At 71.7% G+C, this 25,397-nt stretch carries 24 protein-coding genes and 1 tRNA gene; 17 read left to right on the top strand and 8 right to left on the bottom strand.

The genetic code is table 11. The features are described from left to right. Nucleotides 1-105: 105 nt before the first annotated feature. Genes ABD164_RS04645 through ABD164_RS04620 form a run of 6 tightly spaced genes read left to right on the top strand, consistent with a single transcriptional unit; the run spans nt 106 to nt 4,291 of the window. The gene (locus ABD164_RS04645; RefSeq protein WP_344293899.1) at nt 106-894 is read left to right on the top strand and encodes an SDR family NAD(P)-dependent oxidoreductase; all 789 of its coding nucleotides are present in this window, start codon (nt 106-108) and stop codon (nt 892-894) included. An 11-nt stretch (nt 895-905) separates the two neighbouring features. After that, complete coding sequence (locus tag ABD164_RS04640; protein ID WP_344293897.1) at nt 906-1,709, top strand: potassium channel family protein; 804 nt, start codon at nt 906-908, stop codon at nt 1,707-1,709. 9 nt (nt 1,710-1,718) lie between these two features. Continuing rightward, nucleotides 1,719-2,252, top strand: a complete 534-nt coding sequence (locus tag ABD164_RS04635) for a phosphoribosyltransferase (protein WP_344293895.1) — start codon at nt 1,719-1,721, stop codon at nt 2,250-2,252. Then, the gene (locus ABD164_RS04630) at nt 2,249-2,965 is read left to right on the top strand and encodes a Type 1 glutamine amidotransferase-like domain-containing protein (RefSeq protein ID WP_344293893.1); all 717 of its coding nucleotides are present in this window, start codon (nt 2,249-2,251) and stop codon (nt 2,963-2,965) included. The genes ABD164_RS04635 and ABD164_RS04630 overlap by 4 nt, the downstream gene beginning before the upstream one ends. After that, a complete protein-coding gene (locus ABD164_RS04625) occupies nt 2,966-3,664 on the top strand; it encodes a uracil-DNA glycosylase (protein WP_344293891.1) in 699 nt (232 codons plus the stop codon). Between the two features lie 48 nt (nt 3,665-3,712). Continuing rightward, complete coding sequence (locus tag ABD164_RS04620; protein WP_344293889.1) at nt 3,713-4,291, top strand: GNAT family N-acetyltransferase; 579 nt, start codon at nt 3,713-3,715, stop codon at nt 4,289-4,291. Between the two features lie 58 nt (nt 4,292-4,349). On the opposite strand, the gene ABD164_RS04615 is transcribed toward ABD164_RS04620, so the two are convergent. Beyond that, nucleotides 4,350-4,982, bottom strand: coding sequence for a hypothetical protein (locus tag ABD164_RS04615; RefSeq protein ID WP_344293887.1), 633 nt, complete (start codon nt 4,980-4,982; stop codon nt 4,350-4,352). 49 nt (nt 4,983-5,031) lie between these two features. Between ABD164_RS04615 and ABD164_RS04610 the strand changes: the two genes are divergently transcribed. The 5 genes from ABD164_RS04610 to ABD164_RS04590 all read left to right on the top strand — a co-directional run bounded on the left by ABD164_RS04610 (nt 5,032) and on the right by ABD164_RS04590 (nt 11,491). Then, on the top strand, nt 5,032-6,453 hold the full coding sequence (locus tag ABD164_RS04610; RefSeq protein ID WP_344293885.1) for an amidase: 1,422 nt from the start codon (nt 5,032-5,034) through the stop codon (nt 6,451-6,453). Nucleotides 6,454-6,509: 56 nt separating this feature from the next. Further along, a complete protein-coding gene (locus tag ABD164_RS04605; protein WP_344293883.1) occupies nt 6,510-7,385 on the top strand; it encodes an ABC transporter ATP-binding protein in 876 nt (291 codons plus the stop codon). A 93-nt stretch (nt 7,386-7,478) separates the two neighbouring features. Further along, the gene (locus ABD164_RS04600) at nt 7,479-8,447 is read left to right on the top strand and encodes an iron-siderophore ABC transporter substrate-binding protein (protein ID WP_344293881.1); all 969 of its coding nucleotides are present in this window, start codon (nt 7,479-7,481) and stop codon (nt 8,445-8,447) included. Further along, nucleotides 8,419-10,509, top strand: coding sequence for an iron ABC transporter permease (locus tag ABD164_RS04595; protein WP_425545904.1), 2,091 nt, complete (start codon nt 8,419-8,421; stop codon nt 10,507-10,509). The genes ABD164_RS04600 and ABD164_RS04595 overlap by 29 nt, the downstream gene beginning before the upstream one ends. A gap of 34 nt (nt 10,510-10,543) precedes the next feature. Then, a complete protein-coding gene (locus ABD164_RS04590) occupies nt 10,544-11,491 on the top strand; it encodes a siderophore-interacting protein (RefSeq protein WP_344293879.1) in 948 nt (315 codons plus the stop codon). On the opposite strand, the gene ABD164_RS04585 is transcribed toward ABD164_RS04590, so the two are convergent. The 7 genes from ABD164_RS04585 to ABD164_RS04555 all read right to left on the bottom strand — a co-directional run bounded on the left by ABD164_RS04585 (nt 11,454) and on the right by ABD164_RS04555 (nt 17,755). Continuing rightward, complete coding sequence (locus ABD164_RS04585; protein ID WP_344294108.1) at nt 11,454-11,879, bottom strand: Fe-S oxidoreductase; 426 nt, start codon at nt 11,877-11,879, stop codon at nt 11,454-11,456. The two genes, ABD164_RS04590 and ABD164_RS04585, sit on opposite strands and share 38 nt — an antisense overlap. Before the next feature lie 14 nt (nt 11,880-11,893). Next, a complete protein-coding gene (locus ABD164_RS04580) occupies nt 11,894-12,742 on the bottom strand; it encodes an arginase family protein (RefSeq protein ID WP_344293878.1) in 849 nt (282 codons plus the stop codon). 123 nt (nt 12,743-12,865) lie between these two features. Then, complete coding sequence (locus ABD164_RS04575) at nt 12,866-13,600, bottom strand: PspA/IM30 family protein (RefSeq protein WP_344293877.1); 735 nt, start codon at nt 13,598-13,600, stop codon at nt 12,866-12,868. 58 nt (nt 13,601-13,658) lie between these two features. After that, the gene (locus ABD164_RS04570; protein ID WP_344293876.1) at nt 13,659-15,647 is read right to left on the bottom strand and encodes a TPM domain-containing protein; all 1,989 of its coding nucleotides are present in this window, start codon (nt 15,645-15,647) and stop codon (nt 13,659-13,661) included. A gap of 144 nt (nt 15,648-15,791) precedes the next feature. Next, nucleotides 15,792-15,864, bottom strand: a tRNA-Arg gene (locus ABD164_RS04565). Between the two features lie 78 nt (nt 15,865-15,942). After that, nucleotides 15,943-17,121: an ROK family transcriptional regulator gene (locus ABD164_RS04560; RefSeq protein ID WP_344293875.1), complete on the bottom strand. Its 1,179-nt coding sequence runs from the start codon at nt 17,119-17,121 to the stop codon at nt 15,943-15,945. A gap of 13 nt (nt 17,122-17,134) precedes the next feature. Continuing rightward, complete coding sequence (locus ABD164_RS04555) at nt 17,135-17,755, bottom strand: iron ABC transporter ATP-binding protein (RefSeq protein WP_344293874.1); 621 nt, start codon at nt 17,753-17,755, stop codon at nt 17,135-17,137. A 39-nt stretch (nt 17,756-17,794) separates the two neighbouring features. On the opposite strand from ABD164_RS04555, the gene ABD164_RS04550 reads away from it, so the two are divergent. From ABD164_RS04550 to thrB, 6 genes are all read left to right on the top strand, one after another. After that, nucleotides 17,795-19,468 (top strand): arginine--tRNA ligase, encoded by a 1,674-nt coding sequence (locus tag ABD164_RS04550; RefSeq protein WP_425545902.1) that lies wholly within the window; start codon nt 17,795-17,797, stop codon nt 19,466-19,468. 25 nt (nt 19,469-19,493) lie between these two features. After that, nucleotides 19,494-20,270, top strand: coding sequence for an LmeA family phospholipid-binding protein (locus tag ABD164_RS04545; RefSeq protein ID WP_344293873.1), 777 nt, complete (start codon nt 19,494-19,496; stop codon nt 20,268-20,270). Between the two features lie 175 nt (nt 20,271-20,445). Beyond that, entirely contained in the window at nt 20,446-21,849 is a 1,404-nt protein-coding gene (gene lysA, locus ABD164_RS04540; RefSeq protein WP_344293872.1) for a diaminopimelate decarboxylase, read from the top strand. After that, the gene (locus ABD164_RS04535) at nt 21,846-23,156 is read left to right on the top strand and encodes a homoserine dehydrogenase (RefSeq protein ID WP_344293871.1); all 1,311 of its coding nucleotides are present in this window, start codon (nt 21,846-21,848) and stop codon (nt 23,154-23,156) included. The genes lysA and ABD164_RS04535 overlap by 4 nt, the downstream gene beginning before the upstream one ends. Then, nucleotides 23,153-24,253 (top strand): threonine synthase, encoded by a 1,101-nt coding sequence (gene thrC / locus ABD164_RS04530; RefSeq protein ID WP_344293870.1) that lies wholly within the window; start codon nt 23,153-23,155, stop codon nt 24,251-24,253. The genes ABD164_RS04535 and thrC overlap by 4 nt, the downstream gene beginning before the upstream one ends. Continuing rightward, nucleotides 24,250-25,197, top strand: a complete 948-nt coding sequence (thrB, locus tag ABD164_RS04525) for a homoserine kinase (protein ID WP_344293868.1) — start codon at nt 24,250-24,252, stop codon at nt 25,195-25,197. Before thrC ends, thrB begins: the two co-directional genes overlap by 4 nt. The last annotated feature ends 200 nt before the right edge of the window (nt 25,198-25,397 follow it).

Below are 25,397 nucleotides of genomic sequence, written 5' to 3'. Positions count from 1 at the left end.
ACCTGGCCTTCACCGCATCAGCCGCAGCCAGAACCGCACACCGTTGCGGCGTGGGAGATCACGCGCATGCGCGACGCGGCGGGAGGATCGCGGCAGAATGGGCGCATGAGTGTGCTGCGAGCGGTCGTGACCGGTGCGAGTTCTGGGATCGGGGCGGCCACCGTGCGCGCGCTGCGGGCGGCCGGATGGGATGTCGTCGGCGTCGCCCGGCGTGAAGACCGCCTGCGTGAGCTCGAGGCCGAGACCGGGGCATCCGTCGTCGTCGCCGACCTCACGCAGCAGGCCGACGTCGATCGCCTGCGCGACCACCTTGCGGCGACCGGGGGAGTGCACGCCCTCGTGAACAACGCCGGGGGCGCCAAGGGCCTCGATTCCGTCGAGGCGTCCGAGGTCGATGACTGGGCGTGGATGTTCGAGGTCAACGTGCTCGCCCTCAAGCGGGTCACGAGCGCACTGCTTCCGCTGCTGCGGCGCGGTGCCGTCGACCGCGGTGTCGCCGACATCGTCAACATCACCTCGATCGCCGGCCACACGGCGTACGCCGGGGGTGGCGGGTACAACGCGGCGAAGTTCGCGGCGCACGCCCTCACCGAGGTGCTGCGGCTCGAACTCAACGGCGAACCCCTGCGAGTCATCGAAGTCGCGCCCGGCTTGGTGAGGACCGACGAGTTCGCGCTCGTGCGCTTCGGCGGCGACCGCGCTCGCGCCGATGCGGTGTATGAAGGGGTTCCCGAGCCGCTCGTCGCCGACGACATCGCCGGCGTCATCGTCGACGCCGTGCTCAAGCCCCGGCACGTCGACCTCGACCTCATCGTCGTGAAGCCCGTGGCGCAGGCGGCGCCCTACCGGGTGGCCAAGGGCGAGCTCGCGGTGCGAGCGGAGACGGTGCGATGAACCTTCGGGGCGTGTCCGAAGGCGACCCGGCGACGCGTCGGCGCACGCGCTACGTCGACGTGACCGGGCGCACGCTCGCGTTGCTCGGGGTGCTGTTCGTCGTGGCCTACACCGTCTTCGTGCTGTGGCCCGATCGCCCGCAGGGCGTCACTTCGATCATGGTCTTCGTGCTCATCGCCACGTGGGTGGTCTTCGTGATCGACGTCGTCATCAGGATCGCGCTCACCCCGCGCGGCCGACGTTGGCACTATGCCTGGCATCACCCCCTCGAGGTGCTCTCGGCGGTGCTGCCGGTGTTCCGTGCGCTCCGGGTCGTCGGCCTGCTGCAAGATCTGCCGCTCTTGAAGAAGCACACGCCGAGCGCCGTGCGGGCGCGGTTCATCATCTTGGCCCTCGCCTATGCGGCCGCGTGGGTGTTCTTCCTCGCGCTCGCGACGCTGCAGTCGGAGCGCGGTGCCCCGGGAGCGAACATCGAGACCTTCGGCGACGCGATCTGGTGGTCGATCGTCACGATCGCGACGGTCGGCTACGGGGACCTGTACCCCGTGACCTCGGCCGGCAGGTTCTACGCGGTGCTGCTCATGGCAGGCGGCATCGCGATCGTGGGCACGGCGTCGGCGACGATCATCTCGTACCTCAACGAGAGGGTTGCGAACCTGCGGCACCAGGGCGACGGCGGCGAGGCGCTCGCGGCCCCGCCGTCGCTCTCGACGGGCGAGGAGCCCGACCCGTCGGCCACGGCGGTACTGCCGCCGGTCGAGCCGATGCCCGTTGCCGACGCCGCGCACGAGCGACCGGCGGGGGGCTCCGGGTAGCCTGTCGGGATGACCTTCGATGCGAATGACGCCGCCGCGGGCGTCGACGGGATCCGCCGCGAGATCCTCGGCTGGGACGACTTCGGCGAGGCCGCCCGAACCCTCGCGAGCGACGTGCTGCGCGCCGGGTTCCGCCCCGACGTGGTGATCGCGATCGCGCGGGGCGGGCTGCTGCTCGCCGGGGCGATCTCGTACGCGCTCGGCACGAAGGCGTGCGGGTCGATCAACGTCGAGTTCTACTCGGGCATCGACGAACGCCTGCCCGAGCCGGTGCTGCACCCGCCGATGCTCGACGCACCGGCACTCAGCGGCAAGCGTGTGCTGCTCGTCGACGACGTCTCCGACTCCGGCCGCACCCTCGCGAAGGTGCTGCGGCTGCTGACCGACGAGGGCGCTGAGGTGCGTACCGCGACGCTGTACACGAAGTCGCACACCGTGCTGGTGCCCGATTTCGACTATCGCAAGACCGACGACTGGATCGTGTTCCCGTGGTCGTCGCTGCCGCCGGTCGAGGTCGGCGAGGGCGCCGAGGGAATCGCGTGAGCGTGCACCTGGTCGGTGGCGGTGCGCTCACCGTCGCGGATGCTCCGCTGTACGCGCCGTTCGTCGCCGAGGCGGCCGCGCGGGCTCGCGCCGCCGGTCGCTCTCGGCCTCGGGTCGCCGTGGTCTCGATCCACCCCGAGGGCGAGGCACGGGCCGGCGTGCTCGTCGACGTCCTCGGCGCGGCGGGCGAGTTCGATCCGCACGTGACGGCCGCTCGCGGCGGCGAGCCCATCGCGCTCTCCGCGCTCGCCGAGGTCGACGGCATCGCGGTCGGCGGCGGGATCGTCGAAGAGGTGCGGGCGGGACTCGAACCGGTGTTCGGCGAGCTGCGTCGGCAGGTGGCCGCAGGCGTGCCGTATCTCGGCGTCTCGGCGGGTGCGATGATCGCGGCCGAGGGGTCGCTGGCGAGCGGCTCGCGCATCGACGGCGTGGTCGTCGCTCCCGAAGACCCCGCCGAACCGGGGTTCGAGCTCGAGATCGAGTCGGGCATCGGGCTCGTCGACGTGGCCATCGAGGTGCATGTCGCCGAGCGCGGCATGCTCTCGCGCCTCGTCACCGCCGTCGAATCCGGCCTCGTCGACGGCGGGCTCGGCATCGACGAGCGCACCGTGCTGATCGTGGGAGAGGGAGGCCTGCGCGTCGAAGGCTCGGGCAGTGTCTGGCGGGTGCTCCCGACCGACGGCGGCGTGCTGGTCTCGACGATCGGCGCCTGAGTGCCGCCCGCGAAGACCCTCGACGAGCTCGCGGCAAACGGGCTCATCGACGCCGGCTGGGCGACGGCACTCGCACCCGTCGCACCTCGCATCGCCGCGCTCGGCGACTTCCTCCGCGCCGAGACCGCGGCCGGTCGCGGTTACCTCCCGGCGGGCGACAAGGTGCTGCGGGCCTTCGATGCCCCGCTCGACGATGTGCGAGTGCTTATCGTCGGGCAGGACCCGTACCCCACGCCGGGACATCCGATCGGGCTCTCGTTCGCCGTCGACCCGCACGTGCGGCCGGTACCTCGCAGCCTGGCGAACATCTATCGCGAACTCCACGACGACCTCGGCATCGTGACGCCCGGGCACGGCGATCTCACGCACTGGAGCCGCAGCGGGGTCATGCTGCTCAACCGCGTGCTCACGGTGCAGCCGGGCAACGCGGCCTCGCATCGCGGCAAAGGCTGGGAGGAGGTCACCGACCATGCCATCCGCGCGCTCGTCGCGCGCGGCACCCCGCTGGTCGCGATCCTGTGGGGCCGCGACGCGCAGGGGCTGAAGCCGCTGCTCGGCGACACGCCGCTGATCGAGTCCGTGCATCCGAGCCCGCTCTCGGCGTCGCGCGGGTTCTTCGGCTCGAAGCCGTTCAGCCGGGCGAACGCGCTGCTCGCGGCCCAGGGCGCCGAACCCGTCGACTGGAGCCTGCCGGCCTGACGAGACACCCGAAACCCGATCGAAATATCGCGCGCGTAGGCTTGCCGCATGCTCGAAGAGGAATACCAGCAGCGCCGCGAACTCCCGAGGCATCTGCGCCCGACGCCCGCCGCAGAGGCACCGTTCGAGTACTCCATTCGCGACGCCCGGGCCGCCGACCTGCCCGCAGTGCGCGAGATCTACAACTACTACGTCGCGAACTCGACGGTGACGTTCGACGAAGACGCGATGACCCTCAAGGAGTGGAAGTCGAAGTTCGCGTACCTCTCGAAGCTCGGCATGCCGTTCATCGTCGCCGAGTCGCCCTCGGGGCAGTTGCTGGGCTACGCACTCGTATCGCCGTGGAAGCAGAAGCGCGCCTACCGGTTCACCGTCGAGAACTCGATCTACCTCGGCCCCGCGGCATCCGGCAAGGGACTCGGCCGCGCGCTGCTTCGCGAGCTCATCGACCGATCGAAGGCGGCCGGCCTCAAAGAGATGATCGCCGTCATCGCCGACCAGGGCGCCGAAGCGTCGATCGCGCTGCACGAGAAGTTCGGTTTCGTCGAGATCGGGCGCATGGGCCGCGTCGGGTTCAAGTTCGACCGGTGGCTCGGCACCGTGCTGATGCAGAAGACGCTCAAGTAGCCGGGCGCCCAAGCGGTCGGGCCCCGCGAGCGCGTCTTTCGGATGCCGCGACGCGGCGTCAGAGCGCGACCGTGAACTCGCCCACCGTGAACGGCACGGCGACTGCGACGGCGAGTCCCGTGATCGCGAAGAGCGCCGGATGCGCGAGGCCGACGACCGCCCGGCGTAGTGCCGGGTGCCCGGCGAGCAGGGCGTCGGGGATGCGGTCGCGTTCGGGCACCTCGGCCCAGCCGCGTGCCTTCGCGAGGAACCACGCACACCGCAGCACGAACGCCGCCCACAGCACGCCGACCACGAGCGGCACGATGACCGACATGACATCGAAGCCGATGCCCACGATCTCCTGCTCACGCCCCTCGGCGGCGAGCTGGATCGACTGGGAGATCGCCGCGCCGACGACGACCGAGGCGCTCCACGCGCCGACGGCGATGACGAGGGCGAGGTAGCGAACGAAGAAGTGCGAGAACACCGACGACATCTCGTCGAAGTGCCGGCGCGGCGTTCCGCTCAGCACGATGATGGTGGCGACGAGCGAGGGCAGCACGAGCGCGGTGAGCACGAGCCAGTCGAGCCATCCGGGCCAGTCGGCGGCCACCGAGGCGGCGAGGACGACGCCGAACGCGGCGCTCCACGCCGTGCCCCACGCGAGCGGATGCCGCCCGATGAGGGTCACGACCCGGTTCTCGGTCACGCGCGCCATGCTAGCGGGGCGCTGCCGCCCGGCGTCGTAGGCTCGACGGATGGAGCTGCACGACCACACGGCCCTTGAACTGCACCGACTGCTGCAACGGCGCGAGGTGTCGCCCGTCGAACTCGCCGCGCACTACCTCGCGCGCATCGAGCGCCTGAACCTGCAGGTCGGCGCGCTCACCACGGTGACGCCCGAGGCGGCGCTCGAGCGGGCCGCGCGAGTCGAGCGCGAGATTCCCATGGCCCGCCCCCTGTGGGGGCTGCCGATCGCCGACAAGGACCTGCTTCGGCGCGCGGGCGTGCCGTCGCGGTTCGGCTCGCGCGCGTTCACCGATTTCGTTCCGGATGACTCGGACGAACTCGTTCGCGATGTCGACGCAGCGGGAGCGGTGAGCCTCGGCAAGTCGTCGACGCCCGAGTTCGGGCTGCCGTCGTACACCGAAGGGCTCGCCGGGCCGCCCGCCCGCAATCCATGGAACCTCTCGCTCGGCGCGGGCGGATCGAGCGGTGGAGCGGCCGCGGCTGTGGCCGCAGGCATGCTGCCGTTCGCCCCTGGTTCCGACGGCGGCGGATCGATCCGCATCCCCGCGGCCTCGTGCGGGCTCGTCGGAGTCAAGCCGTCGCGTGGCCGGGTGCCCTCGGGCTCGGGCCTCGCGAGCCTCGCCGGCCTCGGCGTGGCCGGTCCGATCGCGCGTACCGTGGCCGATGCGGCACTCCTGCTCGACGGCCTCGTGGCGCCACTCGGCTACCCGGCCGCACATCGCTTCGCCGTGCGCGCGCCGGGCGACGACGGTCCGTTCCTCGCGGCAGCGATGCGTGGCGAGGGACGCTACCAGCTCGGCGTGATGACCGACTCGCCTTGGGATGAGGCCTACGAGATCGCGATCGACGCGGATGCGCGTGGTGCACTCGACCGGGCCGTCGCGGAGTTCGAGGCGATCGGCCATGGGATCGAGCAACTGGCGCCGTCGCCCGAACCCGGTTACGCGCCGGCGTTCCGCACGATCTGGCAATCGGGCGCGGCGACGATTCCCGTCGACGGCGATGACGAGGCGTTGCTCGAGCCGCTCACACGCTGGCTGCTCGAACAGGGTCGGCAGGTGCCGGCACGAGAGCTCGCTGAGGCGCTCTCGTGGCTCGCGGGGTTCGAGGAACGGGTGATCCGCCGATTCTCGTCGTACGACGCGGTGCTGACGCCCGCGCTCGCGCTGACCCCGCGAGCGGTCGGCTGGTACGACCCCGACGACGGCGAACGCAACTTCGCGCAGCAGGTGCAGTTCACGCCGTTCACCTCGTTCGTGAACGTGTCGGGCCTGCCGGCGATCACGGTGCCGGTCACCGATACCGCAGATGGCGTGCCGATGGGCGTGCAGCTCATCGGGCGGCCCGGCGGCGAGGCCGTGCTGTTCGCGCTCGGGGCGCAGCTCGAGCGGCGCGTGCGGCGCTGGCAGCGTCATCCGTCGATCTGGTGACCGCAGCGTGCGCCCCGAGTTGACGAGGTTAGGTAAGCCTCACCTATAGTGGGATCATGCTCGGTCTCGACCTCACGATCTCCTACAACGGCACGCCGGTCGTGCACGGCGCCGAGCTCCACCTCGAACCGGGCAAGGTCACCGCACTCGTCGGCCCGAACGGCAGCGGCAAGTCGACGCTGCTGCGAGCCCTCGCCCGCCTGCACCAGCCCGACTCGGGTCGCGTGCTGCTGACGGCAGGCGGTGACGTGCACACCGTTGCATCGGGCACTGCCGCGGGCGAGCCCGGAGACCTCATCGCGCAGGGCATCGACGCCGCGGGCCTCAGCGCGCGCGACTTCGCGCGCCGCGTCACCCTGCTCGCGCAGAGCCGGCCCACGCCCGGCGGCCTCACCGTGCGCGAGCTCGTCGAGTTCGGCCGGCACCCGCATCGCGGCCGATTCATCGCGGGCGACGCGCACGGCGCCGCGATCGTCGACCGTGCCATGTCGCTCACCGGCGTCGTCGACCTCGCGGACAACGCCGTCGACCAGCTCTCGGGCGGCCAGCTGCAGCGCGTCTGGCTCGCCGCCTGCCTCGCGCAAGACACGGCAGTGCTGCTGCTCGACGAGCCGACCACGTACCTCGACATGCGCTACCAGGTCGAGCTGCTCGACCTCATCCGCGAACTCGCCGACGATCACGGCGTCACGATCGGCGTCGTGCTGCACGACCTCGACCAGGCCGCGGCGATCGCCGACCGCATCGTGCTGCTCGAATCCGGCCGAGTACGGGCCGTCGGCACGCCCGCGGAGGTGCTCGTGAGCGACGTGCTCAGCAGTGCGTACGGCATTCGGGTCGATGTCGACATCGACGAGCGCGGCTGCATCACGACGTGCCCCATCGGGCGCTACAACACGCGTCAACGCGTCGAAGCTCTCGCCGTGGCCTAGCCGCGGCCCACCACCCAGACCACCCACCGCCCCCTCGCACGGGACACCCATGCCCGCGCGCCGATCCGTGAGGACACCATGAGAAGTACCACCATGAACGGGCCCGCCGTCGCACTGGCCGCCGCCGCCGCGGCATCCGTGCTGCTGCTCACCGGCTGCGGCACGACCGAAGCCCCGGCCGCCGCCGGCGACGAGGCAGCCGCCATCTCGATCGTCGACGACCGCGGCGAGACGATCGAGCTCGGCGCCCCCGCCGAGCAGGTGGTCGCGCTCGAGTGGAACACGGCCGAGAACCTCGTGGCGCTCGGCGTCATGCCGGTCGGCGTCGCCGACGTCGCGGGGTACGGCGCCTGGGTGCAGTCCGAGTCGCTCGACGACAGCGTGACCGACGTCGGCATGCGCGGTGAGCCGTCGGTCGACGCGATCGCCGGCCTCGCACCCGACCTCGTGGTCACGACGACCGACCTGCCCGAGACGGTGATCGCCCAAATCGAGGAGTTCGCCCCCGTGCTCGTCGTGCGCGGCGCCGACGCGTCGAACCCGATCGGCCAGATGGAGTCGAACCTCGAGCGCATCGCGACCGCCACCGGCACCGATGATGAGGCCGACGCCGTGCTGGCCGAGTTCGACGCCAAGCTCGCCGAAGGCAAGGCGGCGCTCGAGGAGGCCGGCCTCGCCGGCACCGAGTTCATGATGAGCGACTCGTGGGCAAGCGGCGGGCAGGTCTCGATCCGTCCCTTCGCCGAGGGCGCGCTGCTCACCGCCGTCGCCGAGGAACTCGGCCTCGAGAACGCGTGGACGGGCGAAGGCGACGCCGACTACGGCCTCGGAACGACCGACGTCGAAGGGCTCACGAGCGTCGGCGACGTCGAGTTCCTCTACATCACCAACGGTGAGGCCGACGCGTACGCCGTCGACCTCGCCGACAACGCCGTGTGGACCTCACTGTCGTTCGTACAGAGCGGCAACGTGCACCGACTGCCCGACGGCATCTGGATGTTCGGCGGCCCCTCGTCGATGAGTGACTACATCGATGCGGTCGTCGACACGCTCGCAGTCTGAGCCGGTGACGGCGCCGGGCGGGGCGACACGTCCCCGCTTCGGCGCCGTACTGCTCATCGCCCTCGGGCTCGTCGCCGCGACGCTGCTCGCCGGGGTGCACGTCACGCAGGGCTCGGCGAACGTCGGGCTGCCTGAACTGCTCGGCCTCGCGACCGGCGCGTCCGACGACCAGGCGGCCGCCGTGCTCGTGGCCTCGCGCATGCCGCGCCTGCTCGCCGGCGTGCTCGTGGGCGTCGCCCTCGGCGTCGCCGGGCTCGTCATGCAGTCGGTCTCGCGCAACCTGCTCGCCTCGCCCGACACGCTCGCGGTCAATGCGGGCTCGTATCTCGCGGTGGTCTGCGTCGCCGCATTCGGCGTCGCGCTGCCGGCACTCGGCGGTGGCGCCGTCGCGTTCATCGGGGGTCTTGCGGCGGCGGGCCTCGTGCTCGCACTGTCGGCCGGCGGCCGGAGCGGCGGCACCGTGCGGCTCGTGCTCGCAGGGTCGGCGATCGCGCTCGCCCTTCAGGCGATCACGACGATGCTGTTGCTGCTCTTCCCCGAACGAACCACCGGCCTCTATGCGTGGAACCAGGGCACGCTCGCGCAGACCGGCCTCGGCCCGGTGTCGCAGCTCGCGCCCGTCGTCCTCGTCGCCGTCGTGGTGCTGCTCGTGTTCGCCCGGCAGTTCGACCTCGTCGCCCTCGGCGACGACACCGCGACCGTGCTCGGCGTGCGGGTGCGACGCACCCGGCTCGTCGGCATCGTCGTCGCCGTGCTGCTCTCGGCGGCCGCGGTGACCGTCGCCGGCCCGATCGGCTTCGTCGGCCTCGCCGCGCCGGCGATCGTGCGGCTCATCGCCCTGCGCGTACCGGGCATGCAGCGGCACGTGCTGCTGATCCCCGCAGCCGCGGTCATGGGCGTCATCGTCGTCCTCGGCGCCGACGTGCTCTTGCGCCTCGCCTTCGGCCAGGCCGCCGTCGAAGTACCGACGGGCGTGGTCACGACCGTCTTCGGCGCCGTGTTCCTCATCGCGCTCGCCTTGCGGGCCAAGGCCTCGTCCGAGACATCCGCCGGGTTCGTGATCGGGGCCGGCCTCTCGGCACGCGGTCGGTTTCTCGTGATGGCCGGATCGGCGGTGCTCCTCGTCGCGCTCGCCTTCGTCTCGCTGCTGCTCGGCGACGCGAAGCTGCTCGGCGGAGACGTGCTCAACTGGGTGACCGGACAGGCCGGGCCGCTCGTCGAGTTCGTCATGAACACGCGTGCGCCGCGGGTCGCCGCCGCCGTGCTCGCGGGTGCAGCCCTCGCTCTTGCGGGAACCGTCGTGCAGGCCGTGTCGCGAAATCCGCTCGCGGAACCGGCCATCCTCGGCGTCACCGGCGGAGCCGGGGTCGGTGCGGTGCTGGTCATCACGTTCTGGCCGCTCGCCACCTTCCTCGGCATCGCCACCGGCGGCATCGTCGGCGCCGCGATCGCCGCGGTCATCGTGTTCGGGCTCGCCCTGCGCGGGGGCCTGGCGTCGACCCGGCTCATCCTGATCGGCCTCGGAGTCTCGGCCGCCGCCGGGGCGATCACCTCGATGCTCATCATCGCGACCGACCCGTACAACGCGGCGAAGGCGCTCACCTGGCTCTCGGGTTCGACGTACGGGCGCACGTTCCCCCAGCTCATCGCGTTGCTGGTCGTACTGCTCGCCGCGGTGCCGCTGCTCGTCGGCGCCCGCCGCGAGCTCGACCTGCTCGCGTTCGACGACGACACCCCGCGGGTGCTCGGAATCCGGCTCGGGCGCGCGCGGCTCGGCCTGCTCGCACTGGCCGTGGCGCTCACCGCCACGGCCGTCTCGGCCGTCGGCGTGATCGGCTTCGTGGGGCTCGTCGCGCCGCACGCGGCCCGTGCCCTCGTGGGGGCGCGCCATGCGCTCGTGCTGCCGCTCGCGGCGCTGCTCGGTGCGCTGCTCGTCACCGTCGCCGACACCCTCGGCCGCACCGTGATCGCGCCCGGGCAGCTGCCGGCCGGCCTGCTCACGGCCGTCGTCGGCGCCCCCTACTTCGTGTGGTTGCTCTGGCGCTCGCGCCGCACCGCCTGATCATCACCCACCGTCTCGACAGAGGAGCCTGCACATGGCCAAGCCCGGATACCGCGTCTTCGACACACTCGTCGCCGCCATCGAACGGATGTCGCCGCACTTCGTGCGAGTGACCTTCCGCAGCGACGACCTGCGCGACGTCGGCTGGGACGGACCCGACCAGCGCATCAAGGTGATCCTGCCGCTCGAGACGACCGGCTTCGCCGACGTGCCGAGCGGGGGAGATTGGTTCGCCGCCTGGCGCGCGCTTCCCGACGAGCGCCGCAACCCGATCCGCACCTACACGATCCGCGACGCCCGGCCCGAGCTCGGCGAGCTCGACGTCGACTTCGTCGCGCACGGCGACGGCGGGCCGGCGTCGCGGTGGATCGGGACGGCCGCGATCGGCGCGCGGATGCTGCTCATCGCACCCGACGCGACGAGCGAAGAGCCCTCGGGCGGGTGGGAGTGGAACCCCGGCGCCGCCCGCACCGTGCTCATCGCGGGCGACGAGACCGCGGTGCCGGCCATGTCGGCCATTCTCGAGCAGCTGCCCGGCGATGCCCGGGGCGTGGCGTTCCTCGAGGTGCCCGATGCGCTCGATGCGCTCGAGGTGCGGGCGCCCGAGGGGGTCGACGTGCACTGGCTCGCGCGCGGCGAATCGTCTGACAAGTCCGACGAGTACGGTGCGCGGCTCGTCGAGGCGGTGCGGGCGTGGGCCGACGAGTGGGCATCAGCAGACGCATCCGGCGCCAGTGGCGCATCGGGCGGCGATCCCGCGTCCGACCGCCCTGCCACCGCAGTCGAGCTCCCGCCGATCGACGACGAGGAGATCCTCTGGGAGGTACCCGAGCCCCGCGACGACGCGGACTTCTACGCGTGGCTCGCGGGCGAGGCATCCGCCATCACGACGCTGCGCCGCCATCTCGTCAGGGAACTCGGCGTCGACCGTCGGCGCGTCGCCTTCATGGGGTATTGGAAGCTCGGCCGCGCCGAGGGGTAGGCAGGTAGCCGCCGGCTTCGAGCCCGGCCTCGATCTCGAATCGGTTCTTCAGCGGGTTGCGCCCGGCGATGAAGTAGAGCAGCGGAAAGAGCATGCCGTACTTCTGCCACTGCGCCTTGTGCACGGTCTCGTGCTCGAGCACCCGCTCGCGGGTGTTGTCGCCGGTGAGGTAACACGCGCCGACGCACGACCCACCGCGACCGTACGTCCAGTTCGGCATGCCGGTGAAGACGATGAGTCCGTGCCGGCGCTCGATCGGCCCGGTGCTCCAGAGGAAACCCCAGGTGAAGCCGACGAGGGTCGCCCACCAGTAGCCGGCGCGGCTGATGCGAGAGTCGGTCAGTCGCAGGCGTAGCGTGCTGCCGTCGCGCTCGACCGCGCGGCGCACCGGGCGACGGTCGTTCACGCGGCGGCTGCGCCCGACGTGAGGGCGGCCACGAGCCGCAGGATCGTCGGCAGGTCGTCGGATGCCGCTTCGGGCGAGCTCGGCGCGAACCCGGCGATCGACGCCCCGGCCAGTGGGAAACGCGCGGCCACAGCCCGCAGCGCGGCTGCGAGCTCGGGCGCGCCGACGCCGAAGGGCAGCGGGTACGACAGCCCGGCGAGGGCGGAAGGGTCGAGCACGTCGAGGTCGATGTGCACGAACACCCGCTCGGCGCCTGTGGCCTCGATCGCGCTCACGACCGCGGCCGGGTCGGCGAGGTCGTCGACCGTGAGCTCGACGATGCCGTGCTCATCGATGAAGCGGCGCTCCTCGTCGTCGACCGCGCGGACGCCACCGAGCACGACCCTGCCGGGCGAGACTCGCGTCGCGTCGTCGAGGGCGAGCCCCTCTGGCCCATCGCCGACGATCGCCCGAAGGGCCATGCCGCCGAACCCGCCTGACGGCGAGGACTCGGCCGTGTTCAGGTCGGGGTGCGCATCGAGCCAGAGCACCGCCACGTCGCCGCCCGAACGCTGCTGCGCGTGCGCGGCGGCGGCGACGGCGGCCCCGCAGTCGCCGCCGATCGTGATCGCCCAGTCGGGCACCCGGTCGAGCGCGGCGCCGGCGAGCTCGCGCACACGACGGATCGTCGAGTAGCGCGCCACCCCGGTGCCGAGCGATTCGCCGGCTTCGGTGGGCACGTCGACGACGATGGTGGTCGAGGCGGGCAGGTCGCCCTGGATGGCGCTGGCACCGTCGGCATGGCTCATCGCGCGAGCCGAGACCGATCCCTGCCAGAGCGGCACGACGACGAAGGTTGCTGGCATGCGATCCAGTATCGCGCTCCTCGGTGCGCGATGCACGATGGATGTCTCCGACTCCGCCGACGGCGAACGGCCGTGCCGCGCGTGGTCGACGCGTGGCACGGCCGTTGCAACGGGGGTGTCGGCTCAGCCCGAGATCGCGCTCTGCGACCCGCCGGCCTTCAGCGCAGCCAGGCGCGCGTCGACCTCGGTGAGCTCACCCAGGTCGTCGAGTTCGTTGAACTGCGCGTCGAGGCTCGACGCGGCGAGCTCGGCCTGGCCGCGCACGACCGCCTCCTCGCGACGGATCTTCTCTTCGAAGCGGCCGATGTCGCTCGTGGGATCGAGGATGTCGATCGACTTGACCGCGTCGTGCACCTGCTTCTGCGCCTCGGCGGTCTTCGCCCGGGCCACGAGCTCGCTGCGCTTGTTCTGCAGCTGGACGAGCTTCTCTTTCATGCCGTTGAGGCCGGCCTTCAGCTTGTCGACGACCTCGGTCTGCGCGGCGATCTGCGGTTCGGCCGACCGGGCCTCGTTCTCGGACGAGATCTGGCGGCTGAGGGCGACCTTGGCCAGGTTGTCGAACTTGTCGGCGTCGGTCGCGTCGCCCGCCGCGCGCAGCTCGTCACCCTTGCGGCTGGCGGCGAGCGCCTTCTCGCCCCACTCGCGTGCGGCGTCGACGTCTTCGCGGTGGTCGTCCTCGAGCAGGCGCAGGTTGCCGATGGTCTCGGCGATCGCGGCCTCGGCGTCGGCGATGGAGTTGGTGTAGTCGCGCACCATCTGGTCGAGCATGAGCTGGGGGTCTTCGGCCTGGTCGATCAGCGCGTTGATGTTGGCTCGCACGAGCTGCGAGATCCGGCCGAAGATGGACTGCTTTGACATGGTGTTCCTTTCGTGGTGAGAACAGGGTCGTCGAGGTTCGGTCAGCGGTCGTTGCGGTTCAGAATCGGCCTCCGCTTCCGCGGCGCGAGCGCGTGCCCGACCCGCCGAAACTGCCGGGGGAGCGTCGACCGCCGCCCCCGCCGCCGCCGAATCCTCCGCCGCCGAAGCCGCCGCCTCCGCCGAAGCCGCCGCCCCCGCTGCCGCCGAGGACCGAGTTGATGAGGATGCCTCCGAGCACGGCACCGAAGACGTCGCTGCCCCCGCCACCACTGCTGCCGCCGAATCCGCCCCCCATGCCGCCGCTGAACCCGCCGACGTCGTGTTGCGCGAGTGACATCGCCGATCGGGCGAGCTGGTCGGCGCGCTGGGCGGTCGCGAGCGCTGCGGCCGGGTCGGTCGGTGCGGCGGCCTCGGCCTGCACGAGCAGCCTGCCGGCCTCGGCGAGCCGGGTGCGTGCCTCGGCGCCGACGGCGCCGCGGCGCGCGACGAGGTAGTCCTCGGTCGCGTGCACCTGTGCACGGGCGGTTGCGAGGCTTCGGTCGAGTTGTGCCCGTGCGCGCGCCGCCTGCTCGGCGGCGTCGCGGGCGCCCTGCACGGCGGCGTCGATCTCGGCGTCGACTTGGTCGAGTCTCGCCTGCAGCGCGAGGGGGTCGCGCCCGGGAACGCCGATCGACGAGCGGATGTCGGACGCCTCGGCCGCGACGCGATCGGCGATGGCGTTCGTGGCCTCGGTGTTCAGCGAGCGCGCCGTCTGCACGTCGCGCTCGAGTTCGGCAACCCCTTCGGCGAGTGCCTGGTCGGCGGCGGCGAGATCTGCTGCGAGACGTTCGACGGCATTCGACAGCAGCTCGACCTGGTCGACCGCCTCTTCGGCCGCCCGGATCGACACGGCCGCCGGGCCGCCCTGGCCGGCTTCGACCGCGGACTTCGCGGCGGCGAGCGACTCGCGCGCGAAAGTCATGCGCACCTGCGCCTGCTCGGGGTTGTCGGCGACGGCGGCGAGGGCGCTCTCACCGTACTGCGCTCTGAGCCCGCTCAGCCGCTCGGCGGCCGGTGCGATCTGCTGCTCGGCGGTGGTGGCGGCGGATTCGACGCGTGCGAGGGCTTCGGGCGCGTTGCGCTCGAGGTCGCGCAGGGCGTCGAACCGCTCGGCCTGCTCGTCGAGCAGCGCGTCGGCCTCGCCCGTGAGCTCGACGATCGCGCCGTACCAGGCGCGCCGCTCGTCGTCGGTGTCGGGCTCGGCGTCGTCGATGCGCTGCTGCAGCGTGAACGCCTCGGCGACCTTCGCCTTCGCGGCCTCGAGCGCGGTGCGGAAGTCGGTGGTGGCCTCGTCGCCATACGAGGCGACTGCGAAGCCGAGCTCTTCGGCGCTCGTCTTGAGCGCATCGTCGGCCTGCACGAGCGCACCGCCGGCGCGACGGCGCAGGTCGTCGATCGACGGAAGGGGCACGCCGCCGGCGTCGACCGAGGCGCGCTTCTTCTTGCGGCGGGCGAGCACGATCGCGACGACGACGACCACGGCCGCGGCGATGACCAGGAACCAGATCAGCCCGACGCCGAAGCCCCCGCCCCCGGTTTCGCCGGCGATGGCTTCGGCGCCCGCTGTCGCGGCGCCCGCCCAGTCTTCGTCGCGCAGCCGTGGTTCGATGACCTCGAGGCTGATTCGGTCGAGTTCGGCATCGGAGAGCGATGCGTCGCTGGCGGCCGACAGGTAGTACGCACGCCCGTCGACCGCGACGGCGAGCAGGTAGTCTTCGCTGCCCATGTTGTTGTCGATCGCGGTGCGGGTCGCCCACTCGTCGGCGGCCTCGGGGTTGGTGAACGTGTCGACGTAGGCGACGAACAGCTGGCGCCCGCTGCGCTCGGCGGCCGCGTCGATCGAGGCGACCACGTCGTCGGTCTGGTCGCCGAGCACGCCCGCGGCGTCGACGACCGGCGACGACCCGAATGCGACGGGGTCATCGGCACGCGCCGCGCCGGCTGCGCCCGCGAGCACGATGCCTGCCACGATCGCCAGAACCACCGAACCGTTGCGTAGCAACCGCATGCGCCAGTGCCCTTCCCCCGTGCCAGCAGACGGTGTCGAGTCTATGGGGCAGTTGCGCCGCCCGTCCACGACCGCACACCGCGATCGTGGGTGCGACTCGAACGACGGGGAGGGCGAATGCCCTCGACCCGCGAACGGAAAACGTGCCCCCGGAGGGATTCGAACCCCCGACCTACGGTACCGGAAACCGGCGCTCTATCCCCTGAGCTACGGAGGCGCACGACTAGAGACATTACCACCTGTGCGCCCCAGGCCCGACCGCCGGGTGCGCTCGACGCTCACGTCGCGAAGGGGCTCACATCGTCAGTTGAGCGACCGTGCCGAGCAACTCGTCGCGCACCTTCGCCGTGAGGAACGCGCGAGCGCCCGCCAGCACGGCATCGCCCTCGACGTGCGTCGCGACGACGTCGGGATACCAGCGGCTCAGTCGCCGGATGTCGCGCTCGACGGCCTCGGCGAGGCGCGGGCCGCCGACGGCGACGGTCGGCCCCGCGAGCACGAGCAGGCCCGGATCGAGCGTGGCGAGCAGCGCGAGGCTGATGTGGGCGATGCGCTCGCCGAGCCGATCGATGATCAGGTCGCGGTCGGGGCTCGCCGCGATCGCGTCGATCGTGCCCCGGTAGTCGTCGGCGCCCAGGCCCTGCGCGGCCGCGAGCCGTTCGACGGCGACGGCCCCGACGAGGTCCTGGCTGGTGTGCGCGGCGTCGTCGAGCTGCCGCGCCGCGACCGACAGCGGGAGGAACCCGATCTCGCCGGCACCGCCGAACGTGCCGCGGTGCAGGTCGCCCGCGACATCGAACGACGCCCCGACGCCGTTGCCGAGCCAGAGCAGTGCGAACACGTCGCGGTCGACGCCCGCGCCGGTCTCGCGCTCGGCGAGCGCGGCGAGGTTCACGTCGTTCTCGATGAAGGCGACGACGCCGAGCTCGGCCTCGAGCGTCGCGCGCAGCCCGGTGGTCGGCCAGCCGGGCAGCGTCTCGCTGAACAGGGCGCCCTCGCCGCCCGGGTCGACATAGCCCGCCGTGCCGATGCAGATCGTGTGCACCTCGTCGGGGTCGGTGCCGGCCGCGGCGCTCGCGTCGCGGATCGCCGCGGCGACCTCGCCGACGGCCGAGCGGGCCGCGGCATCACCGGGCAGCACCGTGCGCACGACCGGGCGCTCGCCGCCCGCCGCGTCGACGACGCTCGCGCGCAACTCGTGCGCGTCGATGGCGATCGCCACCCCGAGCGGTCGGTCGGTGCGGGCGGCGTAGAGGGTGGCGTTGCGCCCCGAGCCGCCGCTGACCTGCCCCCGCTCCTCGACGGCCCCGGCGGCGATGAGCCGGTTCATCATCATCGAGGCGGTCGGCTTCGAGACGCCGACGAGTTCGCAGATGCGGTTGCGCGTGAGCGGACCGTGGTCGAGCAGCGCCGAGAGCCCGACGCGGTCGTTCACCGCGCCGAGCCACGAGGGAGTGCCGTGTGTGCTTCGCATGCGTGACCGGCCCTCAGCCGGCCGGGAGGTTCGCGAGCAGCGCCGAGACGAGCGACTGCGCGTCGCCGGGTTCGACGAGCTCGGTCGAGTCGATGACGACCCAGTAGCGGCCGGTGAACACCTGGGCCTCACCGACGTCGCCGGCGCGGCTGAAGTAGCCCTCGACGTCGGGGGGCGTGCCGTATGTGGGCACCACGTTGCTGTTCAATGCCGCGTCGCCCATGCGCGTCGCGAGGGCGCCCGCCGGGGGAGTGGCGACCCCGAACTCGATGACCGCGCCGTTGGTCTGGTTCAGCAGCCCGCACGCGGTGCCCGCCTCGTCGACGACGCCCACCAAGGCCTCGGCGCTCGGCTCGAACCCGGGGTCGGTGCCGTAGTTCGGGTTGAAGGCGTAGACGTCGTCGGCGCTCAGCAGCTCGTCGCACGCGACCTCGAACGGTACGGGCTTCTCGTCGGGTTCGGCGGGCTGGCTCGCCGTTGCCGCGGGCGACTCGGATGCCGCGGGCGGAGCGCCCGGGTCGGTCGCCCCCCCTGGCATGGCCCCGGAGCATCCGGTGAGCAGCAGAACGGATGCCGCGGCGACGAGCACAGGGCCGAAGACGGGGGTTCGGGCGGGGTGGAGCGGGCGCGGCATGTGACGAACCTTACCAACCGCGGCGGGTAGGATTTCGGAGTGACTCCAGCCGACCTCTCCCGCGTCCTGTACGACCTCGTGCTCGCCCTCGCCGAGCGACGTCGTGCCGCGGGCGTCGAAGTCGAACTCGGGCTCGCGCTCGGTGATGTCACGCTCGAGCGCCCCAAGCTGCGCGAGCACGGCGACTGGGCGTCGAGCATCGCGATGCGCATCGCGAAGCCCTTCGGCCAGAGCCCGCGCGACATCGCGACCGAGCTCGCCGAGGGCCTCGCCGCGATCGATGGGGTCGCGACCGCCGAGGTCGCCGGGCCGGGCTTCATCAACATCCGGCTCGACGCGGCCGCTGCCGGTGCCCTCGCGAAGACCATCGTCGAGGCCGGCGAGCGCTACGGCCACGGCGACTCGCTCGCCGGCAGCGTCATCAACCTCGAGTTCGTCTCGGCCAACCCCACCGGGCCGCTGCATATCGGCCACACCCGCTGGGCCGCACTCGGCGACTCGATCGGCCGCGTGCTGCGCGCGGCGGGCGCAGAGGTGGCGAACGAGTACTACATCAACGACGCCGGCAGCCAGATGGCCGTCTTCGGCCTCTCGGTGCTCGCCGCGGCCAAGGGCGAGCCGACCCCCGAGGGCGGCTACCCGGGCAGCTACATCGCCGATCTCGCCGAGCAGGTGCTCGAGCGCGAGCCGAAGCTGCTCGAGCTCGCCGACGACGTGGCGCTGCACACCGCGACCGAGATCGCGTACGAACTGCAGCTCGCCGAGATCCGCGAATCCCTCGATCGCTTCAACGTGCACTTCGACGTATGGACGAGCGAACGGCGCATGCAGGTCAAGGGCGACGACGGCCTCTCCGACGTCGACACGGCCATCGAGCGTCTCCGCGCCCAGGGCCATGTCTTCGACGAAGACGACGCCGTATGGGTGCGCACGACCGACTTCGGCGACGACAAAGATCGCGTGGCCCGTCGCGGCAACGGCGTGTACACGTACTTCGCGGCCGACGCCGCGTACTACCTCGACAAGGGCGATCGCGGCTTCAAGCACAAGATCTACCTGCTCGGCGCCGATCACCACGGGTATGTGCACCGCCTCAAGGCGCTCGCGGGTGCCGCCGGCGACGACCCCGAGCGCGACATCGAGGTGCTCATCGGCCAGCTCGTGTCGATCAACGGCGCGAAGCTGTCGAAGCGCGCGGGCAACATCATCGAGCTCGACGACCTGCAGGCTTGGCTCGGCACCGACGCGCTGCGTTACACGCTCGGCCGTTACCCGGCCGATTCGCCGCTCACGATCGATCCCGAGATCCTGCAGCGCCGCACGAACGACAACCCGGTCTTCTACGTGCAGTACGCGCACGCCCGCACCTCTGCGGTCGACCGCAACGCGGCATCCGTCGGCGTCGACCGCTCGACGTTCGCGCCCGAGCTGCTCGATCACGAGACCGAGTCGGCGCTGCTCGGCGCACTGCAGGAGTTCCCGCGTATCGTCGCGCAGTCGGCCGAGCTGCGCGAGCCGCACCGCGTGGCCCGGTATATCGAAGAGCTCGCGGGCCTCTACCACCGCTGGTACGACAACTGCCGCGTGCTGCCGCTGGGCGACGAGCCCATCGGCGACCTGCACCGCACGCGCCTCTGGCTGAACGACGCAACCGGCCAGGTCATCCGCAACGGGCTCGACCTGCTCGGCGTGTCCGCTCCCGAACGCATGTAGCGTCGCAGAGACGAAGGGGGCGCCGATGACGGATGACGCGGCCGGGGCCACGCCCCGCGAACACCGGAGTCGCGCGGGCCGCGTGTGGATCATCGTGGCGGCGATCGTGGTCGCCGTCGCGGTGCTCCTGGTCATCACCGACGTCGTGGTGCGCGGCATCGCCGAGCAGCGCGTGGCCGAGCAGATCGAGGCCGAGCTGCCGCCGGGCGTCGAGGGTGAGGTCGACGTCTCGATCGGCGGGTTCTCGGTGCTCGCGCAGTACCTCGCGGGCTCCATCGACCGCGTGCAGCTCTCGGCGCCCGAGCTCAGCGTGCAGGGCGTCCCGATCTCGGTCGACGTGGTGGCCACCGACCTGCCGCCGGCGCTCGACGCGCCCGTCGGTCACATCACCGCGAGGCTCGACGCCGACGAGGCGGCGATCAACCAGTTGATCGAGATTCCCGAGGTCCAGGGCGAGGTCGTGCTGGGCGACGGCATCGTGGGCTACTCCGACACGACCCGCTTCCTCGGCATTCCCATCGACTACACGGTCACCGCCCGGCCGATCGCCGCAGCAGACCGGGTGCTGCTCGAGCCCGTCGGCGTCGAGGTCGGCGCCGGGGGCGGCGCCATCGACGTCTCAGGACTCGTCGACCGCATCACGGGCGGCGACCCCATCCCGGTGTGCGTCGCCGAGCACCTTCCCGCAGGCGTCGAGGTGGCGCAGATCGCGGTGGAGCCGGGCACGGCGGCGGTCACCCTCGAGGCGAACGGAATCAGTCTCGACGAGCAGAGCCTCGCCACCACGGGCACCTGTTCCTGAGCGTCATCGATTCGGCTCGCCCGGCGCCCCGTCGGTAGACTCGCCGGTAACGCCGACCCACAAGGCCGGCACGCATCAGGCTTCAGGAACCGATCCGGGTTCGCTCGCCGCGAGCGATCCGTCGATTCGCCCTCACGTGAGGTTTCCCGTGACATCCGTCGCATCAAGTGCACCCGTGCCCGGCTGGCTCGGTGTGCCCGATGACGCCAACGCCCTTGCGCCGCTGGTCTGGCCCGAGCGCTCCCATCGCGACCCCCACGGACGACTGGTCATCGGCGGCCTCGACGCCGTGACGCTCGTCGGGCGCTACGGTACGCCGCTGTACGTCGTCGACGAGGCCGACGCGCGGGCCCGGGCACGGCGCATCCGCGCTGCGTTCGAGGCTGCAGCGGCGACGGCCGGCACCGATGTGACGATCTATTACGCAGGCAAGGCGTTCCTGTCGGCCGCCATCGTGCGGTGGGTCGCCGAAGAAGGCCTCGCGGTCGACGTGTGCACGGGCGGCGAGCTCGCCGTCGCACTCGCCGCCGGCGCCGATCCCTCGCGCATCGGCTTCCACGGCAACAACAAGTCGCTCGCCGAGATCGAACGAGCAGTCGCCGCGCGCGTCGGCACGATCGTGATCGACAGCGAGATCGAGATCGAGCGGGTCGCCGAAGCCGCGGCTCGTGCGGGCCGGGTGCAGCGCGTGCGGCTGCGTGTGAACAGCGGGGTGCACGCGTCTACGCACGAGTTCCTCGCGACCGCGCACGAAGACCAGAAGTTCGGGGTCTCGCTCGAGCGCGCCGCCGAGCTCGGCACGCGCATCCGTTCGCACGCCTCCCTCGACCTACGCGGTCTGCACTGCCACATCGGCTCGCAGATCTTCGACTCGGCGGGCTTCGCCGAGTCGGCGTCGCGCCTGCTGGCAGCCCACGCCGAGCTGGCGGCGATCGCACCGGTGCCCGAGTTGAATCTCGGCGGCGGGTTCGGCATCGCCTACACGTCGGCCGACGAGCCCACGCCCATCGAAGAGATCGCGCTCGGCATCGTCGACGCGGTCGCCGACGGATGCCGCGAGCGGGGCATTCCCGTTCCGAAGCTCGCGTTCGAGCCGGGGCGGTCGATCATCGGGCCGGCCGGCATCACCCTCTACACGGTCGGCACGGTCAAGCCGGTGCAGATCGAGGGCGGATGGCGGCACTACGTCTCGGTCGACGGCGGCATGAGCGACAATGCACGCACCGCTCTCTACGGCGCCGACTACACGGCTCGCATCGCCTCCAGATCATCGGATGCCCCGCCCGCGCTCGTGCGGGTCGCCGGCAAGCACTGCGAATCGGGCGACATCGTCGTCGACGCCGAGTACCTGCCCCACGACGTCGCCCCCGGCGACCTGCTCGCCGTAGCGGCGACCGGCGCCTACTGCTGGTCGCTCGCGTCGAACTACAACCACGTGCCCCGCCCGCCCGTCGTCGCGGTGCGCGACGGCGAAGCGCGAGTGATCGTGCACGGCGAGACCGAGGCCGACCTGCTCGCCCGCGATGCAGTGCTCGAGGTCGACCTCATTGACCGCTCCACCGAAGGGAACCCTGCATGATCGAGTACCGCTCCATCCGAGTCGGGCTCCTCGGCGCCGGATCGGTCGGCTCGCAGGTCGCCCGACTGCTGCTCGAGCATGCCGACGAGCTCGCGCAGCGCGTCGGTGCGCCGATCGAGCTCGTGGGCATCGCAGTGCGCGACACGAGCGCGAAGCGCGACGCCGACCTGCCGGCCGAGTTGCTCACGACCGACGCCGAGACGCTCATCCACGGTTCCGACATCGTCATCGAGCTCATGGGTGGCCTCGAGCCCGCCCGCACGCTCGTGCTCGCCGCCATCGCCTCGGGCGCCGACGTCGTCACGGGCAACAAGGCCCTGCTCGCCACGCACGGCCCAGAACTGTTCGCAGCGGCGCAGCAAGTGGGGGCGCAGCTCTCGTACGAGGCGGCCGTCGGCGGAGCCATTCCGATCATCCGGCCCCTGCGCGACAGCCTCGCGGGCGACCGCATCGACCGCATCCTCGGCATCGTCAACGGCACCACGAACTTCATCCTCGACCGCATGGATCAGACCGGGGCATCGCTCGAGGCGGCGCTCGCCACCGCGACCGAGCTCGGCTACGCCGAGGCCGACCCGACCGCCGACATCGGCGGCTACGACGCCGCACAGAAGGCGGCCATCCTCGCGAGCCTCGCGTTCCACACGAGCGTTCCCGTCGACGCGGTGCACCGCGAGGGCATCACGGGCGTCTCGGCCGAGCAGGTCGAGTCGGCCAAGCGTGCGGGCTACGTCGTCAAGCTCCTCGCGATCTGCGAGCGGCTCATCGACGACGAGACCGGCGACGAGGGCGTCTCGGCGCGCGTCTACCCGGCACTCGTGCCGCGCAGTCACCCGCTCGCCGCCGTGCACGGCGCCAACAACGCGGTCTTCGTCGAGGCGGCCGCGGCCGGTCCGCTCATGTTCTACGGCGCCGGCGCCGGAGGCGTGCAGACTGCGTCGGCGGTGCTCGGCGACCTCGTCGCGATCGCCCGGCGCCATGTCATCGGCGGGCCGGGAACGGCGGAATCGACGCATGCCGAGCTCCCGGTGCTCGACATCGGCCGCATCACGACCCGCTACGCAATCACGCTCGAGGTCACCGACGAGCCGGGCGTGCTCGAGAAGATCGCCCATACGTTCGCCGAGCACGGAGTCTCGGTCGAGCAGTTGCAGCAGACCGTGGCCGAGGGCTCCGAGCGGGCTACGCTGGTCATCGGGACGCACGAGGCGAAGGAGTCAGCGCTCGCCGAGACCGTCGCCGCCCTCAACCAGAGCCCCGTCGTCGCATCCGTCGCGTCCGTTCTCCGAGTTGAAGGAGCAGTGTGAACAACCCCATCACCCCCAAGGCGAACTCGCGTCAGTGGCGCGGGGTCATCCGCGAGTACGCCGACCGGCTCGACGTCACCGATGCCACGCCCATCGTCACGCTGGGCGAGGGCGGCACGCCCCTGCTTCCGGCGCCCGCGCTGTCGGCCCGCACGGGCGCCGACGTCTGGGTCAAGTTCGAGGGCATGAACCCCACCGGCTCGTTCAAGGACCGCGGCATGACGATGGCCGTCACGAAGGCCGTCGAGCACGGTGCGAAGGTCGTCATCTGCGCGTCGACCGGCAACACCTCCGCCTCGGCGGCCGCCTATGCGACGCACGCCGGCATCAAGGCTGCTGTGCTCGTGCCCGAGGGCAAGATCGCCATGGGCAAGCTGAGTCAGGCCATCGCCCACAACGCCGAGCTGCTGCAGGTGCAGGGCAACTTCGACGACTGCCTCGACATCGCCCGCGACCTCGCCGCGAACTACCCGGTGCATCTCGTGAACTCGGTCAACAACGACCGCATCGAGGGGCAGAAGACCGCGGCGTTCGAGGTCGTCGAAGTGCTCGGCGACGCACCCGATTTCCACTTCGTCCCCGTCGGCAATGCCGGCAACTACACCGCGTACACGCGCGGCTACCGTGAAGACATCGCGGCGGGCAATGCCACGCTCATGCCCCGCATGTTCGGGTTCCAGGCCTCAGGCTCCGCGCCCATCGTGCGCGGCGAGCCCGTGAAGGACCCCGACACCATCGCGAGTGCGATCCGCATCGGCAACCCCGCGTCGTGGGAGCTCGCGCTGCAGGCGCGCGACGAGACCGACGGATACTTCGGCGCGATCGACGACGACAAGATCCTCGAGGCCCAGCGCATCCTCTCGGCCGAGGTCGGCATCTTCGTCGAGCCCGCATCGGCGATCAGCGTCGCTGGCCTGCTCGAGCGATCGGCCGCCGGGGTCGTCCCCGCCGGCGCGCGCGTCGTGCTCACCGTCACCGGCCACGGCCTGAAAGACCCGCAGTGGGCGCTGCGCACCGCCGACGGCTCCGACGTGGCACCCACGGTGGTGCCCGTCGACGCCGTGGCGATCGCCGGGGTGCTCGGGCTCGCCTCATGACCGGAACCCTCGTCGCCGATCCGTCGGCGACACTCGTCGGGCGTCGCGTTCAGGTGAAGGTGCCGGCGACCTCGGCGAATCTCGGCCCGGGCTTCGACACCCTCGGCCTCGCGCTCGCGCGCTACGACGAGCTCGAGGTGGCGGTCACCCAGGCGCCGGGCGTGGTCGTCGAGGTGCACGGCGTCGGCGCCGGCGAGGTGCCGCTCGACGAGTCGCACCTCGTCGTGCGCTCGATCGCCCACGCCTTCGCGCGGGCCGGAGTGCCGTTGCCCGGGCTCTCGCTCGTCGCGCACAACACGATTCCGCACGGGCGTGGCCTCGGATCGTCGGGCGCCGCGATCGTGGCGGGCGTCGTGGCGGCGAAGGGCCTGCTCGAGGGCGTCGTCGAGTTCACCGCAGATGAGCTGCTCGAGCTCGCCACCGAGCTCGAGGGCCACCCCGACAACGTGGCACCCGCGCTCTTCGGCGGGCTCACGATCGCGTGGGTCACGCCCGAGGGTCCGCGGCACAAGAAGCTCATCGTGCACCGCGGCGTCTCGCCGCTGGTGCTCGTGCCCGCGCACGAGATGTCGACCGCGCTCGCGCGTTCGCTGCAGCCCGAGTCGGTGCCGCACGAAGACGCCGTGTTCAACGTCTCGCGTTCGGCGCTGCTCATCGCCGCGCTCATCCAGAGCCCCGAACTGCTCTTCCAGGCCACCGAAGACAAGCTGCACCAGAACTACCGTGCCGGTGCGATGCCCGAGACCGACCAGCTCATCCGCGAATTGCGGGCGGCGGGTCATCCGGCCGTCGTCTCGGGCGCGGGCCCGTCGATCCTGGTGCTCGCGAGCGACCCGAGCGAGCGTGCCGACGCGATCGCGCGTGTCGAAGCCGCAGCCGACACCGCGTGGCAGGCGTTGCCCCTCGCCGTCGACTTCCTCGGCGCAACGGTGCAGCCCGCCTGACGGCGGGTGAGCGCCTGCCCGACCGGGCAGTCGTCCTCGACAGGGCGTGGCGCGTGTCAAGGCACCCGATTCCGGGTGTTAGACTGATCGCGCACCTGGCAGGTGACGCACAGTTCGCGTCTCACGGCCGCATCGTGCACTTCCCGGCAATCTCTTGCTTTCGCTTTCGCGCATGTCTGCGCCCCGCGCACCGACATGGT

Origin of the sequence: Agromyces neolithicus, from assembly GCF_039529735.1 — a bacterium.
Taxonomy (GTDB): Bacteria; Actinomycetota; Actinomycetes; order Actinomycetales; family Microbacteriaceae; genus Agromyces; species Agromyces neolithicus.
The sequence above is the reverse complement of the archived record's forward strand: the minus strand, read 5'-3'. Positions and strand labels throughout refer to the sequence as shown.

Coding starts and splice junctions, on each gene's coding strand:
- ABD164_RS04580 (WP_344293878.1), bottom strand. CDS start 12,742: ATGCCAGCAACCTTCGTCGTCGTGCCGCTCTGGCAGGGATCGGTCTCG.
- ABD164_RS04610 (WP_344293885.1), top strand. CDS start 5,032: ATGGAGCTGCACGACCACACGGCCCTTGAACTGCACCGACTGCTGCAA.
- ABD164_RS04645 (WP_344293899.1), top strand. CDS start 106: ATGAGTGTGCTGCGAGCGGTCGTGACCGGTGCGAGTTCTGGGATCGGG.
- ABD164_RS04590 (WP_344293879.1), top strand. CDS start 10,544: ATGGCCAAGCCCGGATACCGCGTCTTCGACACACTCGTCGCCGCCATC.
- ABD164_RS04570 (WP_344293876.1), bottom strand. CDS start 15,647: ATGCGGTTGCTACGCAACGGTTCGGTGGTTCTGGCGATCGTGGCAGGC.
- ABD164_RS04605 (WP_344293883.1), top strand. CDS start 6,510: ATGCTCGGTCTCGACCTCACGATCTCCTACAACGGCACGCCGGTCGTG.
- ABD164_RS04560 (WP_344293875.1), bottom strand. CDS start 17,121: ATGCGAAGCACACACGGCACTCCCTCGTGGCTCGGCGCGGTGAACGAC.
- ABD164_RS04575 (WP_344293877.1), bottom strand. CDS start 13,600: ATGTCAAAGCAGTCCATCTTCGGCCGGATCTCGCAGCTCGTGCGAGCC.
- ABD164_RS04600 (WP_344293881.1), top strand. CDS start 7,479: ATGAACGGGCCCGCCGTCGCACTGGCCGCCGCCGCCGCGGCATCCGTG.
- ABD164_RS04595 (WP_425545904.1), top strand. CDS start 8,419: ATGCGGTCGTCGACACGCTCGCAGTCTGAGCCGGTGACGGCGCCGGGC.
- ABD164_RS04555 (WP_344293874.1), bottom strand. CDS start 17,755: ATGCCGCGCCCGCTCCACCCCGCCCGAACCCCCGTCTTCGGCCCTGTG.
- ABD164_RS04635 (WP_344293895.1), top strand. CDS start 1,719: ATGACCTTCGATGCGAATGACGCCGCCGCGGGCGTCGACGGGATCCGC.
- ABD164_RS04535 (WP_344293871.1), top strand. CDS start 21,846: ATGATCGAGTACCGCTCCATCCGAGTCGGGCTCCTCGGCGCCGGATCG.
- ABD164_RS04545 (WP_344293873.1), top strand. CDS start 19,494: ATGACGGATGACGCGGCCGGGGCCACGCCCCGCGAACACCGGAGTCGC.
- ABD164_RS04620 (WP_344293889.1), top strand. CDS start 3,713: ATGCTCGAAGAGGAATACCAGCAGCGCCGCGAACTCCCGAGGCATCTG.
- thrB (WP_344293868.1), top strand. CDS start 24,250: ATGACCGGAACCCTCGTCGCCGATCCGTCGGCGACACTCGTCGGGCGT.